The sequence below is a fragment of the Rothia sp. HMSC071B01 genome, from assembly GCF_001808945.1.
Classification (GTDB): domain Bacteria; phylum Actinomycetota; class Actinomycetes; order Actinomycetales; family Micrococcaceae; genus Rothia.
Genome location: NZ_KV795068.1, coordinates 34,774 through 52,746, shown reverse-complemented (window position 1 = coordinate 52,746; position 17,973 = coordinate 34,774). Strand labels below are relative to the sequence as shown.

Genomic DNA, 17,973 nt, shown 5'->3' with positions numbered 1-17,973 from the left:
GACCGGGTGTTCCCGACTGTGGGGGCACCCGGTTTTCTCTATTTCGCTAGGTTTCATGAGCGGTTTCACTGGGTTTCACGGGTGGTTTCAGAATTTTTCAGAATTTTCCCAGTTTTACCCCGGGGTAGATTAAAAACTGCTTATCGTGTCAGGGGTCGCTCATAGAGTGTAGGTGTTGGAAGGGACGATCCTTCCAACCGGGCACACCGTCTCCTGCGGTGTTGCCGCTAGGTTGATTCAGCATCTACGGAAGGAACGGTCATGGACAACACCACTCACGAGAGCCAGTACGCAAACGCAGAGATTTCCTGCACCGCCGATGAGCAGCTGTGCCGTGATGCAGAGTTCAACCTGCTGATGCAGGCGGGCACCATCGTTCGTATGGAGCGTTTCAACGTGGAGGAGCTCCGCGGCGTTCTGGAACAGCTGGTGGCTGACGGTTCGTGCTTCCGCACCGCGCCGGCCTCTTCGACCATGGGCCGCGTGATGCGTCACCTGACTCAGGGTGCTTCCGGTTACGAGGCGAACCTGGCTGAGCTGCGTGCGGCGGCGCAGAACGCGCTGCTGTTCGTGTTCCCCCTGGAAAAGGACCTGGAGATGTGCCTGCGCTTTGAGCGTGTGCAGGGTACCGGCCTGGCGCTAACTCGCCTGGGCGTGAGCCCGGTCAATGGTGACCTGTGGACTCAGCACTGGGCGATGCGCGCGCTGGAGTGCACCGGCGGCGTGTTTGCGGTGGAGTCCGCTCCAGGTGCCTGCAATTTTGAGCTGCGCCGCGAGATGTTCTACGCGATGCTGTCGCTGGTTCACTTGTCGACTTTGGGTCTGTCGGCTGAGCCGGAGGACTTCTACATGTTTGCCGATTCGGAGGCTGTGTGTAAGAAGTTCAAGCGTGAGCGTCGCGATTGCCGCCGCGCAATGCGCGCACAGTACGACCGCGCCGCGTAAGGCATGTGTGTATGCCCTACGCGGCATACGCGTTTAAAGGCCTAGCCAGTGGCGTTTTGTGGACTGTTAGAGCCACTTATTCTTCTTGAAGAACCAGTAGAGGAGCAGACAGGAGACCAGCATCAGCAGCAGGGCCGCCGGGTAGCCGAACTCCCACTTGAGCTCGGGCATGACCTCAAAGTTCATGCCGTACACCGAGCCAACAATGGTGGGCACCATGAGTAGCGCCGCATAGGCGGAAATTTTCTTGGTGTCGTCGTTCTGCTGCTGACCGAGCAGGGTGTCGTGTACGCGCAGGGCGTTTTCGAGGGAGGTGCGGAGGTCCTCCAAACGTTCCTTCGTGTGGACCACATGGTCGAGCACGTTGCGGAACTGGCGGGCAAGTTCCACGGCCTCGTCTTCAACCTCGCCCTGGCTCGCGCCCGGGTAGGGGGACGGGTCGAGCGCGCCGGTGCGTAGGCCTTCAATGATGCGACCCATCATCGGTTCGAGGGGTCGGCAGGCTCGCTGAAAGTCGATGACCTGGTTGAGCAGCTCGTAGATGCGCTGGGCGAGGGAGTTGGCGTCTCGCCGCTCGTTGGTGGAGAAGAGGATGTCTTCAATCTCGTCGTTGTCGTTCTCGAGTCCCTCGAGCACGGGGGCGTACCCGTCGACGGTGCTGTCGAGGATGCGGTGCAGCAGTCGGGCGGGGGATGCATCGGGGGTGGCGTAGAGCAGGTTGAACTTGTCGTTGATGCGCTGTTCGTCGCGAACGAGTGCGAGGATGTAGCGGGGGCCAACGAAGAGGTGCAGTTCGCTAAGACGCACTTCTTCTTCTTTGTCGAGGTAGATGGCGGGGCGGATGACCGCGAAGAGGGAGTCTCCGTAGCGTTCGAGCTTGGCGCGCTGGTGGCCGCGGGTGGCGTCTTCCACGGCGAGTTCGTGCAGGTTGAAGGTTTTTTGCAGGGCGTGTAGTTCGTGGATGTCGGGGTTGGCGTATCCGAGGGCTACGGCGGTGTTCTTGTCCGCGTAGGCGCGGAGGGTTTCTTCCTCGGTGGCACCCAGCTGAGGGCGGTCCGAGCTCGGGTAGATAGCTCCGGTGATATAGGACATCGTTTTTCTCCTCTGAACGCACTAGCACCACTTTTGTGGCCCTTACCCAGCATACGGGATGCACCTCTCCGCAGTCACCGCAGGCGCCTCCCATCCGCCATGTGATAAGTCTCCGATCACGCTCCTGTCGATAGTATGGGAAAGCCCCCGGAAGACACCTATAAGGTAGCCTCCGGGGGCTTTCGCGTATTGAGCTTTTGAGCTTAGTCTTCGTTGATGAGGTCGCGAACCACAATGGTCTGGTCGCGGTCCGGGCCCACACCAATCGCAGAAATACGGCAGCCAGAGAGCTCTTCCAGCTTCAGCACGTACTTGCGGGCGTTCTCGGGCAGCTCATCCAGGCTCTTCGCATCCGAAATGTTCTCGGTCCAGCCGTCGTAGTACTCGTAAATCGGCTTGGCGTGGTGGAAATCGGTCTGGGTCATCGGCATCTCGTCGTGGCGCACACCGTCAACGTCGTAAGCCACGCAGACCGGGATCTTATCCAGGCCGGTCAGCACGTCCAGCTTGGTGATGAACAGGTCGGTGAAACCATTGATGCGCACAGCCTGACGCGCCAGCACGGCGTCGTACCAGCCGCAACGACGCGGGCGGCCAGTGTTCACGCCGAACTCGCCGCCGGTGGTGCGCAGGAACTCGCCCATCTCATCGAACAGCTCGGTCGGGAAGGGGCCAGCACCCACGCGGGTAGTGTACGCCTTCTGAATACCGATCACGCGGGAGATGCGGGTCGGGCCCACACCCGAACCGACGCACGCACCGCCGGAGGTCGGGTTGGAGGAGGTCACGAACGGGTAGGTGCCGTGGTCAACGTCCAGGAAGGTTGCCTGGCCACCCTCCATCAGCAGGGTCTTACCCTCGTCCAGTGCCTTGTTCAGCAGCTGGGTGGTGTCCACAATCATCGGCTTCAGACGCTCAGCGTAAGACATGAAGTACTCGACGATCTCGTCAACCTCAACGTGGCGGCGGTTGTAGACCTTCACCAGCAGTTCGTTCTTCTGGCGCAGTGCGCCTTCAACCTTCTGACGCAGGATCGACTCGTCCAGGATGTCCTGAACACGCACGCCGAGGCGGCCAACCTTATCCATGTAGGCGGGGCCGATACCGCGGCCGGTGGTGCCGATAGCGCGCTTGCCGAGGAAACGCTCGGTCACCTTGTCCATGGTCTGGTGGTAGGGTGCGACCAGGTGTGCGTTAGCGGAAATCTTTAGGCGGGAGGTGTCTGCACCGCGTGCCTCAAGGCCGTCAATCTCAGCGAACAGAGCTTCGGGGTTAACAACCACGCCGTTACCAATCACGGGGACGGCGTTATCGCTCAGAATACCCGCGGGCAGCAGCTTCAGCTCAAACTTCTGGCCGTTCACCACCACGGTGTGACCGGCGTTGTTACCGCCGTTGGGCTTGACCACGTAGTCTACGCGGGGGCCGAGCAGGTCGGTTGCCTTACCCTTACCCTCATCGCCCCACTGGGCGCCCACAATCACGACAGCTGACATTTTGTGCTCCTTGAAAGCCTTGAAGATACGCACCGGATTTCACGGCGCGGCGGCGACCTACCGCCTCATGTTTCGGGTAGGCACAGCTCTTCTAATGATACCGTGCCCGTCCCTTTAAGTCCCGTGTTACGGGGCGGTAGGCGTGCCAGATCCGGTGCCGGTGAGCCTCACCGGGCACGGCAACGCCCCCATCCGATATTTGGACGGGGGCGCTACCGGTATGAGCTTATGAAGACTACTTGATGATCTCGATGAAGGTCATCGGGTAGGTGTACTGCTCACCGCGGTTTGCGGCCAGAGCAGCCAGGCTGTGGAAGATAACCATCAGGATAGCCACAACCATCGGGACGACCCACAGGATGATGCCCAGGATGCCGAAGGTCAGAATAATCAGCAGCCAGGAAGCCATGCTGATGACCCACAGGGAGAAGTTGAAGTTGAACGCGCGGCGGGATGCTTCCTTAGTGAAGGAGTAACCGGGCTTGTCCTTGTAGATGAACCACATGACCAGCGGCGCGAGAATACTTGCGGATGCGAAGGACAGCAGAGACAGAATTGCAGAAGCCAGGTGCGCGAGCATCGCCATGTTCTGGTCGTCCTTGGAGGAGACTACGTAACCGTTGGGCTGCTGACCCGGCGCCTGCGAGTAGGAGGGTGCCTGCTGGGAGTACTGGTTGTACTGTTCAGGGTTCGGGTTCTGGGACATCTTTCTTTTCCTTAATCTATCGATGAGTGGATACAGCTAATCGTTGAGGTGCGGCGGCAGGCTAACTCGCCGTTTTCGGCGGGTGCCCGCCTTGCTCTGCTTAGTCTCAACGCTCGTGATGGTTTCACCCTAATCAAGGCAAGGTAAATGGAATATTAACCCTCGCCGGACAACAGACAAAGAAACCCGAATATGACAAGAAAAGACGCCCCTGCCCCTCCACGCGGTGTTACGTGCGTGGAGGGGCAGGTCGTTTTACGGTGTGGGTTGGCCGGGGTTAGTCCTGTTTCTCTTCATCAGCGAGCGCGGGATGCGCGGCGGGCTTCTGTAGTGCGGCAGCCTCGCGCTGTGCGGCGGCCTCGCGCTGTGCTGCAGACTCGTGTAGCTTTGCGCGTTCCTGCTTTTTCAGAAACTCGTACACCGAGAAAGAGTCCTCTTCTTCCTTCGTGAAGCCGTTGACGCCCGTGTAGCCTTCCGGCAGGCGGTTGTACACGAGGTAGTACCAGAACTCGGTAGGCGGGGCCTGCCCCTCCTCGATGAGGTCATTTATCTGATTCCGGCGTTTGAAGGTGCGAACTATGCCCATGATCCACAGAATTGGCACCACAAATGCTGACCCCACACCGATCACTACGAAAATGAACGCGACCATAAACCCGTATTCGGGGTCTACAATGCTGGCAAGAGGCGCCAACACGAAGGGGTTCAGTATCAGCAGGGCAGCAAGCCAAATGTTCGAGAGGGCAAGTTCCTTCTTCAAGCCTTCAACGCTGTACCTTGTCGGCGGCCTATTCACTGGAACGTAGCCCACCGGTTGCAGCATTGCCGCCCGCGATATGGGGTTCTCCTCAACCTTGACCGGGTTCAGGTGAGCGGCGCACGCCTGCATGGGTGCGGACTCATCCTGGGAGCGGTCGAGCATGCGCATTTCGATGAGTTTTGAGTCGGGGGTGCCGAAGAGCGGGTCGGGGATGACCGGCAGGATAGCGCCCGGACTCAAACCGAGGGATTCCAACTGAACGTACTCGCCGTAGGCGTGCATCGTTTGAGTCTGCATTGCCTGCGCCCGCTCACGGGCAGAGAGTACAGGCTGGGCGGACCCGGCGGACTGGGTGGGCTGGGTAGGCTGGGTGGAGGCGAGCGCTACCGGGTGGTTCGCCTCGTCGTCCTTGCGGGATTCGTGAGTGTCTTCCGGGGTATCTTCTGATGCGTCTTCCGGCTCTTCGATGTCGTCGGTGTCATTGTCGTCGTTGTCATGAGAGTCTTTCCGCGTGGAGTCGTAGCGCTTGGGGGCACCCGGGTAAACGTATTCATAATCGGGGTCGGGGTGCTCTAGCTCTTCGTACTCTTCCTCTTCGGAGTCTTCGTGCAGCTCAGCGTCTTCATTTTTCTGCGTCTGCTCGCCCATGAGTAGCGTCATGTATTCCGGGACGGACTGGTCGGTGTCCCAGAGGGGCTGGTATGCCTCGTCCTTCTTTGCAGTTTCCTTCTTTTCAATGGGTCGGTCTGCCATGGTCGTCTCCTTCGCTTACCAGACATACTCCTAGTGGCACCACCGTACCAGCGTGCGCTGGGCAGTCCCTTGAAACCTGCCTGATAAAAGCTGAGAAAAAGCCCCCGACAAGTGCAAACATGCACGTGTTAACACTGCCGGGGGTTCAACGTTACCAGGGGTCTACTGGGGGCATTTGCGGGAAGCTACTCCGCCGGCACTGACACTCCCTCGGGCTCCCCCGCTTCGTCCGGGTGGGCACCCTCCTGCAGGGTGCGGTCGTACACCGGGTGGTACCAGAACGCACCGTACGTCGTTGCCCTCGCTACCGCCTCCCGCCGCTTCTGCGAGAGCTTCACCAGCGAATAAATCATCAAGCCAAGCCAGATAAAGGGCACCGTAAAAAACGAATACAGCCAGACAAAGAAATAGGCGCCAAGAACCTCCCCGGCAACCCGCTCATTCACCATGTACAGCAGGGGTAGCACAAGGAACGGGTTAATCACCTGCAACACCACACACAAAACCAGCCACCACATGTACCCGAGACGAGCCTTAGCCCAATCAACGGTGGCCTCCGGTGTACTTGCGGGGATGTAGCCAACAACCCGAGCTTCGCCGGTGTCTTCCCCCGGTGCTGACAGAGCCGGTTCAGACAGAGCCGTCGCGGTGCCGGGCTGATTCTGCCAGCGCACGGAAGCCACCTGCGTGGGTCCGGCATCCTTCGACAGCGCACTCAGTAGTTGCATGGGCTGCAGACTTGGGTCGGGAATACCGTAGACAGGTTCCGTCGCCACAGGCAGGGCGGCATCAACGGTGAAGGAATCCATACGCCATTGCGGGGTCTGCGCCTGCGCTCCGCCGGTCATGATGCGCCGCCCATATGTGAGTTCGGCGGCGCAGGGGTAGGAGCAACCGCCGCAGAGGACATCGAAGACGTTGCGCCCAGGATTCCCTGCATTTCCTCGGTGTTCTTGGGCAGACGGTCGTACACCAGATAGAACCAGAACGACCCAAGCGGCATAGCCTCCCACTTCAGTGCCCGGTACTTTCGGCTAACTCGGACTAGCGCAAAAAACAGTGCCCCACCCCACAAGAACATGGGAAGACCCATCGTCAGCAGAGAAAGCATCAAGAAGTAGTAGAAGACATACCCACCGATCTGAGGGTCCCCTGTAACGGTAGCCAACAGAAGATAAGTCAGGGGATTTAACACCACACCCACGAAGAAGAGGGCAATGAGCTCAGGCCAGGCCTTCTTCCACAGGTCTGATCCGCGCACCTTGCCCGCAAGTGGGGTTGCTGAGATATACCCGATAGGTCGCGGAGTACCGACTACTTTCTCATCCATCCAGGCAGGAAAAGCGGTCGGCACCTGCCGGTGTGCAGATGCGCCAGCATCCGTGCCCATGGGGGACATGCGGCGCATCGTAGGGCCCGGGCGACCGTACAGCGGTCGGTTCAGCACCGGGTGACCCGTCGCCGAGGGGAAAAAATTCGCCGCCTGCGCAGACGGCGCAGGAGCAGAAACCGACAAAGTAGACGCCGCAGAATTGGGCGCTGCAGGGTTGGGCTCCGCAGAATCAGGTGCTGCAGGAACCACGGGGTGAGCAGACGCGGATGCAGAACGAGCCTTCTGTATCTCCATGACCTCCTTCACCGGCTCGGGAATCTCCCCGGTCGGCGCGGCAACCGGCGTTCCGTGAAGAAGCAAAGCCGAATAATCGGGGGCGGGCTGCCCCATATCCCACAGGGGCTGATACCTGCTATCGCTCTTCTCGGTTGGGTTCTGAGGGTTTTTCGGTGCTTCGCTATGCTCCGCCACGGTAACCTCCTCCAATGCTTGTCTGCTTGTTAGTGTCTGTTGTGTTGTCTACATTGTGTGTTCGGTGCGCGGGGGCTCAATCCCGTAGCTGTTCTTTGAGCCAGTGGCTAGTCTGCTTAAGCCTCGGCCGCTTCGTTAAGCCGCACGATGCTCAGAATCCACGCCACAAACCAGATGATGCCGGGAATCCCCATGAGCCCTGCGCTCACCTGATTCACCATCATAAAGAGAGCTGCGACGAGTGGCCCCGCCCCGAACAGGCCCGTAATGGAGAGAATCCCCGCCGCAATATAAGGATTCAGTACGGAAACGGCAAAGAACAGAAGCTTCGCCTCCCCCTTCTGAGATGAATCAGACGAACCGCCAAAACTCGTCACCGGCTGAGTAATGCCACTACGATGCCGCGAAGCGTAGCGCTCCTGGTTTGTTTTAGAGGGCGGGGCGCAGTCATACACCAGCCGGAACGTAAGTTTCTCCCCGGCCTTACGCCTCCAGATGAGCCGCACCATCACACCTAAGAAATTGATGAGAGCCCACAGAGAGAAAAAGAACAGCGTTAGCGGAAGAATACCGATGCTCAGCACCGAAAATCCTATGCCTGCCAGGTAAAGAGAACCTAGAGTTTCTTCGCTCAGGGTATAAGAAGGCAACAAGAAATATACGAAAGGATTCGCCGCGATAGCCAACGCTAGGTACACCAGCACCTCCACCACGCGTCTACCAGTGTGGGGCTTGCGGTTAGGAACCGGCAGAGGGCAGTAACCAACCAGCTCGCCGCCGTGTTCCTCCGGCGATTCTCCATTGGGGAGAGTTCCCTGAACATCATCCGCGTGGATGCGCATCAGCTGCGGATTGGGACGACCGTAATGCACCTGCGGTGCCACCTTTAAAACACGCTGATGAGGGGAAACGGGTTGGTCGTCGATGGGCTGGTTGTTATCGTCGGTCATGATTCCTCCTCCTGGTGCGATTCAAGGATGCGGTGCAGCAATGCCTCAGCTGAACCACCGTCAAGCGGGGTGCACTCGTACACCAGCCGGAATTGAAAATCCTGCTGAATCTTGTGCTGCCTAACGAGCAGGCGCGTCGATTCGACGGCATCCCCAACAGCATTCAGAAACTTTCCTACGCAGAGGAGCAGCAACCAGATTTCTGCGACGAGGCCGACAAAGCCCACAAGCAAAATCAGCGGAGGGAAATAAAAGAGCGGAATCAAAAAAATGACAAGTATCATCGCCATTTCCTCGCCCACTCCCCTGAAACCCAGGCTGAAAAGTATCGGGCTCATCAGCACGATAAAGAAAGATGACCAGAACACCATCCGAAGCAACGGCCCCAGGACATACCAGGTGAAGCCGCTCCAGTCGGTGAAGAGGCTCTTCATATCCAGGGTTTCGGGTGGCTTCTCCATGGGGGCGTAGCCTACCACCTCGCCAATCTGCCAGGCGGATGAGCTGTGCTCGGTGAGGATGCCCTGCACCTCTCCTCTATGGATGCGTTCCAACCGTGGACCGGGGCGGCCGTACATAACCTGGGGGGACATCAGCAGAACAGAATCGTCACCAGAAACGCGTCGCTTGACCATGGTTCAGCCCTCCCTATCCCATCATTTTTGATAGATGTTCAATAGATGGTTTTACAGTAACAACCGAACCTGAAAAGAACCTGAGCCCAAATGCAAATGAAAAACGTGAAAAAGAAAAGGGTCGAACATGTCCACAATTTGATGCATTTAGGAGTAATAAACGCTTCACAAGCCATTTTGAGGTGTATCCTAGTTCACATCTAGTGTGTTCAAGCTCAGCTGGAACCCACCAGAAAAACACACCAGCCTCCCAGAAACACCCCGGGAGCCAAGCAAAGGAGCACCGTGCAACACACCGCCTCCCCAAACCCCCGCGGCCGGTCGCATCGACGCCGAATCGGCAGCGGGCTACTCACCCTCAGCATGGCACTGAGCCCCCTCGCAGCCCTGGGCACCACCGCCCACGCCGCGGAAGACCCCGACGCCGTCAAGCAGGTACTCAGCGAAAGCATGAAGAACGCCAGCGGCACCGTCACCGCCTTCGTCCGCTTCAAGGGTAAGGGCGCCTTTGAACAGACCCAGCCCGCAGGCGTACGCGCCGGCGTGCAGGCACCCGTCAACACCAGCTCACAGGTGCAGGCAATCGCCTCCCAGGTGCAGAGCCAGGCACAGCAGGTCAGCAGCCAGTCCGGCGCGCAGGTCCTCTACACCACCCACAACGCAGTACGCGGCGTGGCAGTGCGCGGTGACGCCGAGTCCATCAAGGCACTCGCCAACCGCTCCGACGTAGAGAAGATCTCGCCCATCCTGCCCAAGTACCGCCAGAACGCGGGCGCCGCTATTGACGCAGGCTCCCTCGCCACCTGGACCGGCACCACCAACCCCGCCGGCGCGGGCGGATACACCGGCAAGGGCGTGAAGATCGCCGTCATCGACTCCGGCATCGACTACACCCACACCGACTTCGGCGGTAGCGGCAAGCTCGAAGACTACGAGAAGGCATCCAAGCTCACCGAGCTGCCCTCCGCAGACTCCGGACTCATCAACCGCACCAAGGTTGCTGGCGGCTACGACCTCGTTGGTGACGCCTACGACGGCAGCAACACCGCAACCCCCGACGGCAACCCGCTCGACTGCACCACCGGCGGCCACGGCACCCACGTGGCGGGCACCGCGGCAGGCTACGGCGTGAACGCCGACGGCTCCACCTTCACCGGCGACTACAGCAAGCTCACCGCAGAGCAGCTCAAGACCATGAAGATTGGCCCCGGCGTTGCCCCCGACGCTGAAATCTACGCCTTCCGCGTCTTCGGTTGCAGCGGCAGCACCAACGTGGTGATCGAGGCGCTCGACCGTGCCCTCGACCCCAACGGTGACGGCGACTTCTCCGACCGCGTGAACGTGGTCAACATGTCCCTCGGCGGCGAATTCTCCCCGCAGGACGACCCCGAAGCCTACGCCGTTGACGCGCTCACCCGCGCCGGCGTGCTCTCCGTGATCTCCGCGGGTAACGCCAACGACTACAGCCTGCGCGGCGACACCTACTCCAACTCCGGTCACCCCGCCACCGCAGCCAGCGCAATCACCGTAGCTAACGCCTACGGCTCCACCCGCGCCGTCGATGCGGCAGAGCTGACCGACCCCGCCACCGGCACCACCCGCAAGGTACGCGGCGACTACAGCGTCTCCTACCCCTGGGCACAGGCGGGCACCAAGGAATTCACCGGTGAACTCACCGCAATCTCCGAGAACAACCGCTATGCCTGCAACGCCCTCAGCGCCGACGAAGCGGCAGCTGTAAAGGGCAAGTGGGTGCTCATCGACTGGGCCGAGGCCGACGGTGAACTCGCCTGCGGCTCCAAGGTGCGCTTCGACAACCTGCAGGCCGCAGGCGCCAAGGGCGTGCTACTCGCCGGTCACGACGAGGAGCCCGGCCTGGGCATCGCCGGTAACGAGACCCTGCCCGGCTTCCGCCTGGCAGCATCCGCCGCTAAGGACCTGCGTGCACAGATCACCGCAGCAGAAGCGGCAGGTAAGCCCCTGACCGTGCGCCTCGGCAACGAGCTGAAGTCCTCCCTGCGCGTGGACACCGATAAGCTGGATCAGCTGAACCCCATGAGTGCCCGTGGCTTCCACGGCAGCTACGGCTACACCAAGCCCGACATTGCGGCACCCGGCTCGTACATCACCTCCGCGGCGGTAGCGACCGGTAACAACTCTGTGACCTTCAGCGGCACCTCCATGGCGGCACCCTACGTGACCGGCTCCGCCGCCCTGGTCATGCAGAGCCACCCGACCTACACCCCCGCACAGGTCAAGTCCGCCCTCATGAACACCGCAACCCACGATGTGCGCACCGAATCCGGTGCCGCGTACGCGGTGGACCGTGTGGGCGCCGGACGAGTCGACACCCTCGCTGCCGTGCAGTCGAAGTCCCTCGTCTACAACGCTGACAAGAGCGGTACCGTGTCCCTGAGCTTCGGTGTGCTCGAGTACGCACCGGATGCTGGCGTTCAGACCCTCACCCGCGAGGTGACGGTCGAGAACACCGACTCCGTGGCGCACACCTACGCCCTGTCCTACGCTGAAAGCACTAATATTCCCGGCGTGGAATACTCCTTCCCCTCCGCGGTCACCCTCGCACCCGGTGAAACTAAGAAGTTCGAAGTCACCGTGCGCATCGACCCGTCCAAGCTGGAGAAGACCCGCGACGCAGCAATGGACACCACCCAGAACGCAACTGACTACTACACCGGCAACGAAATCGTTCCCGAACAGTACCGTCAGTACATTGCCAGCGCATCCGGCCGACTCGTCCTCACCGAAGACGGCACCAAGGCACTGCGCCTGCCCGTTCACGTAGCCCCCAAGCCCGTGAGCACCATGCACGCTGCCGAAGACACCGTCACCTTCACCCAGAAGCCCTCCAGCGACGAGGCTCAGAAGGCAGACACCGGCTGGACCAAGTCCCAGATTTCGCTGCGCGGCACCGAGGTCAACCAGGGCGGCTACCGCTCCCTGCTTGGCGCTTTCGAGTACGGTGCGAGCGTGGACCGTGTAGCTCCCACCTCCCTGTCGCTGAACAGCAACGTTAAGGCGAACCTGCAGTACGTCGGTGCTTCCTCGGATGCTCCCGCGCTGAAGGCCGCCGGCGGTAACGCCGACGACGGTACCCTGCGCTTCGGCATCTCCACCTGGGCGAACTGGGATGTTGTCTCCTACGAGAACACCTTCACCGTAGAAATCGACACTGACGGCAACAACCGCGCCGACTACAAGCTGGTCACCGACCGCGCTAAGGGCCTGGACTACCCGCTGGTTCGCCTCTACGGCTACAAGAACGGCAACCTTGTCGAGCTTGGCTACTACCCGCTCAACGGCGCCTGGGGTGATGTGGACACCAACATGATGGACACCAACACCCTCATCATGAGTGCACCCCTCAAGGACCTGGGCCTGACCAGCGCAAACAACCCGGACATCCAGTACCGAGTCAGCGCAACCACCCAGTACGAGTGGGGTAACGTCAGCGAAACCGGCTGGATCAAGTACCGCCCCTTCAGCCCCAAGCTGTGGTTCAGCGGCGACTCCTCCGCCGTGGCTGGCCTTCACCCGGATGCCTCCACCACCACCCTGACGGCGCACCGCTCCGCTGACGCAATCCCCGCGCTCGGCGAATCCGGTACCCCCGCCAAGGCGCTGCTGCTGCACCTGCACAACGGCACCGGCGACCTCTCCGGTACCAACGGCGCCAAGGGCAACCGCGCCGAGGTGCTGAACATCAAGGAGCAGCAGACCGAGTACATCACTCCGTCCCGCTTCACCGATGTGAAGAACACCGACCAGTTCTACACCGAGATCTCTTGGTTGGCTCAGCGCGGCATCACCACCGGCTACCCGGACGGCACCTACCGCCCGCTGGAGTCCGTGGAACGTGGCGCAATGGCGGCGTTCTTCTACCGCATGCAGGGTTCCCCGCAGTTCACTGCCCCCTCCACTCCGAGCTTCAAGGATGTGCCCACCACGCACCCCTTCTACAAGGAGATTGAGTGGATGAAGGCTCAGGGCATCACCACCGGCTACTCGGACGGCACGTTCCGCCCCTCCGCACCGGTGAACCGTGACGCCATGGCTGCGTTCTTCTACCGTGCAGCGGGTTCCCCGCACGTGGATCTGCCCGCAACCAGCCACTTCAGCGATGTTTCCACCGATAACCAGTTCTACCGTGAAATCACGTGGCTGGCTTCGAAGGGCATCAGCACCGGCTGGCCGGACGGCACCTACCGCCCGGTGACCCCCATTGCCCGCGACGCAATGGCTGCGTTCATCTACCGCTACACCGAGAAGGTTGCTAACCAGGCCGGCCGCTAGACGGTAGCGAATGGTTCGGGTCCTCTCCCACCTCCTGCATGGGGTGGGAGGGGTACCCGGAACCGGCAGGCTCCGGGGCCTGAAGACCCCGGAACCTCTCAAGTTTTGGTGGCGGTTTCACCGGCGGATGCACTCACTCGTCGTCTGCCGGTGGGGCCGCCTCCGCACATCACCGATACACAACCACAGAGCACACAGCACCATCGAAAAATAGAAAATCCGAAGGAGGATTCCATGACAACGCCTCATGCGCCACGCCGCAGAATGAAGGCTGTCGGTGCGACCGGTTTGAGTGCAGCTCTTGCCCTTACTCTCGGCGTTCCCGCCACTTTCTCTGCAGCTCACGCTCAGAGCCCCCAGCAGGTCGAAGGAAGCACTGCGAGCGCATCCGGTGACGCTGCCTCGCGTATCAGCCCGGGCCTGCAGAAGGCTGAAGGCCAAATCACCGTGTATGTGCAGTTCAAGGGCAAGGGCGCGTATGAGCAGACCCAGTCCGCGGCTGTTCTGGCACGTAAGGAGGCGCCGGCGAACCGTCAGGCGCAGGTGCAGGCTATTGCAGCTCAGGTGCAGTCGCAGGCTCAGTCTGTGGCGGCTGCTTCTGGCGCGAAGCTGATGTACACCACGCATAATGCGATGCGTGGTGCGGCGATTACTGGTGATGCTGCGCAGATTCGTGCGTTGGCGGAGCGCCCGGATGTGGAGCGTATTTCGCCGATTATCGCGAAGGAGCGTATGAACTCCGGTAGCGAGATTGATACGAAGACTCTTGCCACGTGGACTCGTGAGAATACGGGGTACACGGGTAAGGGCGTGAAGATTGCGGTTGTTGACTCCGGTGTTGACTATACGCACGCTGATTTTGGTGGCCCCGGTACGGTGGATTCGTACCTGAAGGCTAAGGCGATGACGGAGCTTCCGTCCGCTGATTCGGGTCTGATTGATCGTAATAAGTTCATTGGCGGCATTGACTTGGTCGGTGATGACTACAATGCGTCGGTGGCTGAGAAGTCGACTCCGCAGCCGGATAATAACCCGCTGGATTGCCGCCCGGATGGTTTCGGTTCTGGCGGTCACGGCACGCACGTGGCGGGTACTGCCGCCGGTTATGGTGTGACGGCGAACGGTACGACTTACCGTGGCGATTACAAGAACCTGACGGAGGAGCAGCTGAAGGGCATGTCTATTGGCCCCGGTACTGCTCCTGATGCTCAGATTTTGGCGATTCGTGTGTTCGGTTGCTACGGCAATTCGAGTGTTGTGATGAAGGCGCTCGATACCGTGATGGACCCGAATGGTGACGGTGATTTCTCTGACCGCGCCGACATTGTGAACCTGTCGCTCGGTGGCGAGTTCGCCCCGGCTGACGACCCTGAGTCGTACATGATTAATACGATGGCGCGCCAGGGTGTGTTCACTGTGGCTGCTGCCGGTAACGCCAATAACTACAACGGTGTGGGTGACACCTACTCCGATTCGGGTAGCCCGGCGAATGCTGCTGCGGCGCTGTCGGTGGCGAACGCCTACGGCTCCACTCAGCCGATTGACCGTGCCCGCGTGACCACGAAGACTGGTTTGGAGTGGTTGCAGGGTGATTACTCGGTGAACTTCGATTATTCGAAGGCGTCCGCTGATCAGCTGCGCGGCGAGGTTGTTGCCGCACCGAAGCGTAACCGTTACGCTTGCGAGGCTTTCACCGCTGAAGAGGCGAAGGCTTTGAAGGGTAAGTGGGTTTACTTCGAGTGGGATCAGGACGATTTGACGTTCCCGTGCGGTTCGAAGGTGCGTTTCGATAACGTTCAGGCTGCCGGCGGTGTTGGCGTGGTGATGGCCGGTAAGGCTGAGCGCTACACGATCGGCATTGGTGGTAATGCGACCATTCCGGGTCTGCGTCTGACTGCTTCTTCGACGAAGGACCTGGAGAAGGCTCTGGCTGCCGGTCCGGTGACCGTTGAGATGAACCTGGACTACAAGGCTTCGGGCCGCGGTCCTCACTCGCACGCTTTTGATTTGAATTCCTCGAGTGCTCGCGGTCAGCACGGTTCTGACGGCTTCATTAAGCCTGACCTTGCGGCACCGGGTACTGAGATTGTGTCTGCCGCTGTGGGTATGGGTAATAAGGGTGTTTCCTTCACCGGTACCTCCATGGCGACCCCGCATGTTGCCGGTGTTGCCGCTCTGGTGATGCAGGCGCATCAGGATTACAACCCGCAGATGATTAAGGCTGCGCTGATGAACGGCGCGTCCACCCCGATCAAGAATGAGCAGGGTGCGCAGTACGCGGTGGATCGTGTGGGTACGGGCATGGTGAATGCTCGCGCCGCCGTGGACGCGAAGGTTATCGCATACGATGCGAAGACCCCCGAGCGTGTTTCGACCGCGTTTGGTGTGCTGGAGTATACCCCCGATTCGGGTATTCAGACTGTTCAGCGTGAAATCGTGCTGGACAACACCGATTCGCAGGCTCACACCTACACTCTGAGCTACGAGGCAAGCACGACCATCCCGGGTGTGGAGTACTCCTACCCGCAGCAGGTGAGCGTGGGTGCCGGTGAGCGTAAGAACGTGACCGTGACCGTGCGTATTGACCCGTCCAAGCTGGAGAAGACCATGGACCCGGCAATGAGCGCCGACCAGGTCGCTCAGGACTGGACGAACGGTAAGACTCTGGCTGCCGGTAAGCGCCAGTACATTGCGAGCGCTTCTGGTCGCCTGATTTTCTCTGAGAATGGTCGCGAGGCGATCCGCCAGTCGATTCACGTGGCACCGAAGCCCGTCTCGAAGATGCGTGTTGATGCCTCCCGTATTGATTACAAGGGCATTGCCGATAAGGAGTCCACGGTGACTCTGCGCGGTACGACCCTGAACCAGGGTGGTTACCGTTCGCTGCTGGGTGCATTTGAGCTGGGTGCGGTCAGTGACCGTATTCCGTCCGGTCAGTTGAAGCTGCCGTCGAACCAGGCTGTTGACCTGCAGTATGTGGGTGCCGCCTCGGACGCTCCGGCTTTGAAGGCTGCCGGTAAGAACCCGAACGATGGTTCTCTGTTCTTCGGCATTTCGACCTGGGGCACCTGGGACACTATGCACTGGGGCCGTCAGGTACAGGTTCAGATTGATACGAATAACGACTCCGCCGCAGATTACGTTCTGGAGGTGACCCGCGAGAAGGGTCTGGATTACCCGCTGGTGAAGGTCTGGTCCATCTCCGGTGAGGCATCCACCGTGGTGGCTCGCTACCCGCTGAACAACGCCTGGGGCGACACCGACACCAACATCATGGACACCAACACCATGATTCTGGGCGTGCCGCTGAAGGACCTGGGCCTGACCGCTGAGAAGGCTCAGAGCATCAAGTACACGGTGCAGACTGACACCTGGTACAACGATGGCAACCCCTACGTGGACACCACCTCGGCTATCGAGTACTCCCCCTTCAACCCCGGTGTTTGGTTCACCGGTGAGGAGTCGGGCGTGCCCGGCCTGTTCGTGGACCGTGACGGCGGTCAGCTGACCGTTCACCGCAAGAACAACAACAAGGAGCGTCAGGCTCTGTTCCTGCACATGCACAACGCGACCGGTGACCTGAGCGGCCGTAAGACCGCTAACGGTGTTGCCGCTGGCGACCGTGCACAGGTCGTGAAGGTGGCTCGTACCATCCACGATGCACGCTTCACCGACGTTCCGGCGGATAACCAGTTCTACCGTGAAATCACGTGGATTGCTGCCCGTCAGATTGATCGCGGCTACCAGGACGGCACCTTCCGCCCGCTGAACAACATGGACCGCGCGACCATGGCTGCGTACTTCTACCGTATGAGCGGTTCGCCGCAGTACACCGCACCGTCCACCCCGAGCTTCTCGGATGTTCCGCTCAACCACCCCTACTACAAGGAGATTGAGTGGATGAAGGCTCAGGGCATCACGACCGGCTGGCCCGATGGTACGTACCGTCCGGAGGGTTCGGTGAACCGTGACGCGATGGCTGCGTTCTTCTACCGTTACGCAGGTTCGCCCGAGTACACTGCCCCCGCGCAGGCTCGTTTCACGGACGTTCCGACCGACAAGCAGTTCTACCGCGAGATTTCGTGGCTGGCTGAGCAGGGCGTGACCACCGGCTGGCCCGATGGTTCGTTCCGCCCCGTGGAGCCGGTGCACCGCGACGCTATGGCGGCGTTCGTGTACCGCTACAGCACGGGTGTGTTGAAGGAAAGCCCTGAAATCTAGGGTTCCGGAATCTAAGAACCTATAGGTTCTACCGAGGGAGCCGTACCGTTGCAGTTTATCTGCGGCGGTGCGGCTCCCTTTTTCTGTGGTCGGGTGCTTTCTATTTACGCGTAATGTTCCGTTATACGATTCTGACTAGGTTATATAAAGAATCGTTGAGACAATAAGTGAAGGTTTCTTCACCATCGGCATGAACCTTGACGTTTACGCCGCATGGACACACTGGAGGCGCACTGCAGACACGCTGGAGACGCAGTGCAGACGCACTTGGAAACACAGTGCAGAAACCGCTAAGAAACG

Annotated in this window: 11 protein-coding genes; 3 read left to right on the top strand and 8 right to left on the bottom strand. The window is 60.2% G+C overall.

The window, feature by feature from the left end; all coding sequences use genetic code 11:
- The first annotated feature begins 261 nt into the window (after positions 1-261).
- Positions 262-945: a hypothetical protein gene (locus HMPREF2527_RS01090; RefSeq protein ID WP_049338289.1), complete on the top strand. Its 684-nt coding sequence runs from the start codon at positions 262-264 to the stop codon at positions 943-945.
- A 66-nt stretch (positions 946-1,011) separates the two neighbouring features.
- Here HMPREF2527_RS01090 and HMPREF2527_RS01085 read toward each other — a convergent pair whose 3' ends face one another.
- The 8 genes from HMPREF2527_RS01085 to HMPREF2527_RS01050 all read right to left on the bottom strand — a co-directional run bounded on the left by HMPREF2527_RS01085 (position 1,012) and on the right by HMPREF2527_RS01050 (position 9,141).
- Positions 1,012-2,037: a magnesium and cobalt transport protein CorA gene (locus tag HMPREF2527_RS01085; protein WP_070505773.1), complete on the bottom strand. Its 1,026-nt coding sequence runs from the start codon at positions 2,035-2,037 to the stop codon at positions 1,012-1,014.
- Positions 2,038-2,240: 203 nt separating this feature from the next.
- A complete protein-coding gene (locus HMPREF2527_RS01080; protein WP_070505771.1) occupies positions 2,241-3,533 on the bottom strand; it encodes an adenylosuccinate synthase in 1,293 nt (430 codons plus the stop codon).
- A gap of 235 nt (positions 3,534-3,768) precedes the next feature.
- Complete coding sequence (locus HMPREF2527_RS01075; RefSeq protein WP_012904287.1) at positions 3,769-4,239, bottom strand: DUF4870 domain-containing protein; 471 nt, start codon at positions 4,237-4,239, stop codon at positions 3,769-3,771.
- Between the two features lie 277 nt (positions 4,240-4,516).
- The gene (locus tag HMPREF2527_RS01070) at positions 4,517-5,752 is read right to left on the bottom strand and encodes a pyruvate ferredoxin oxidoreductase (RefSeq protein WP_070505769.1); all 1,236 of its coding nucleotides are present in this window, start codon (positions 5,750-5,752) and stop codon (positions 4,517-4,519) included.
- A gap of 185 nt (positions 5,753-5,937) precedes the next feature.
- Positions 5,938-6,600, bottom strand: a complete 663-nt coding sequence (locus tag HMPREF2527_RS01065; RefSeq protein WP_070505767.1) for a hypothetical protein — start codon at positions 6,598-6,600, stop codon at positions 5,938-5,940.
- Positions 6,597-7,556, bottom strand: coding sequence for a hypothetical protein (locus tag HMPREF2527_RS01060; RefSeq protein WP_070505764.1), 960 nt, complete (start codon positions 7,554-7,556; stop codon positions 6,597-6,599). Before HMPREF2527_RS01060 ends, HMPREF2527_RS01065 begins: the two co-directional genes overlap by 4 nt.
- 116 nt (positions 7,557-7,672) lie before the next feature.
- On the bottom strand, positions 7,673-8,506 hold the full coding sequence (locus HMPREF2527_RS01055; RefSeq protein WP_070505762.1) for a type VI secretion protein: 834 nt from the start codon (positions 8,504-8,506) through the stop codon (positions 7,673-7,675).
- The gene (locus HMPREF2527_RS01050) at positions 8,503-9,141 is read right to left on the bottom strand and encodes a hypothetical protein (RefSeq protein WP_070505761.1); all 639 of its coding nucleotides are present in this window, start codon (positions 9,139-9,141) and stop codon (positions 8,503-8,505) included. Before HMPREF2527_RS01050 ends, HMPREF2527_RS01055 begins: the two co-directional genes overlap by 4 nt.
- A 363-nt stretch (positions 9,142-9,504) precedes the next feature.
- Here HMPREF2527_RS01050 and HMPREF2527_RS01045 point away from each other — a divergent pair, with 363 nt between their 5' ends.
- Together HMPREF2527_RS01045 and HMPREF2527_RS01040 are read left to right on the top strand one after the other, a co-directional pair.
- Positions 9,505-13,452 (top strand): S8 family serine peptidase, encoded by a 3,948-nt coding sequence (locus HMPREF2527_RS01045; protein WP_141744432.1) that lies wholly within the window; start codon positions 9,505-9,507, stop codon positions 13,450-13,452.
- Between the two features lie 234 nt (positions 13,453-13,686).
- Positions 13,687-17,673: a S8 family serine peptidase gene (locus HMPREF2527_RS01040; RefSeq protein ID WP_070505757.1), complete on the top strand. Its 3,987-nt coding sequence runs from the start codon at positions 13,687-13,689 to the stop codon at positions 17,671-17,673.
- Positions 17,674-17,973: the final 300 nt, after the last annotated feature.

Coding starts and splice junctions, on each gene's coding strand:
- HMPREF2527_RS01040 (WP_070505757.1), top strand. CDS start 13,687: ATGACAACGCCTCATGCGCCACGCCGCAGAATGAAGGCTGTCGGTGCG.
- HMPREF2527_RS01075 (WP_012904287.1), bottom strand. CDS start 4,239: ATGTCCCAGAACCCGAACCCTGAACAGTACAACCAGTACTCCCAGCAG.
- HMPREF2527_RS01045 (WP_141744432.1), top strand. CDS start 9,505: ATGGCACTGAGCCCCCTCGCAGCCCTGGGCACCACCGCCCACGCCGCG.
- HMPREF2527_RS01080 (WP_070505771.1), bottom strand. CDS start 3,533: ATGTCAGCTGTCGTGATTGTGGGCGCCCAGTGGGGCGATGAGGGTAAG.
- HMPREF2527_RS01050 (WP_070505761.1), bottom strand. CDS start 9,141: ATGGTCAAGCGACGCGTTTCTGGTGACGATTCTGTTCTGCTGATGTCC.
- HMPREF2527_RS01085 (WP_070505773.1), bottom strand. CDS start 2,037: ATGTCCTATATCACCGGAGCTATCTACCCGAGCTCGGACCGCCCTCAG.
- HMPREF2527_RS01065 (WP_070505767.1), bottom strand. CDS start 6,600: ATGACCGGCGGAGCGCAGGCGCAGACCCCGCAATGGCGTATGGATTCC.
- HMPREF2527_RS01055 (WP_070505762.1), bottom strand. CDS start 8,506: ATGACCGACGATAACAACCAGCCCATCGACGACCAACCCGTTTCCCCT.
- HMPREF2527_RS01070 (WP_070505769.1), bottom strand. CDS start 5,752: ATGGCAGACCGACCCATTGAAAAGAAGGAAACTGCAAAGAAGGACGAG.
- HMPREF2527_RS01090 (WP_049338289.1), top strand. CDS start 262: ATGGACAACACCACTCACGAGAGCCAGTACGCAAACGCAGAGATTTCC.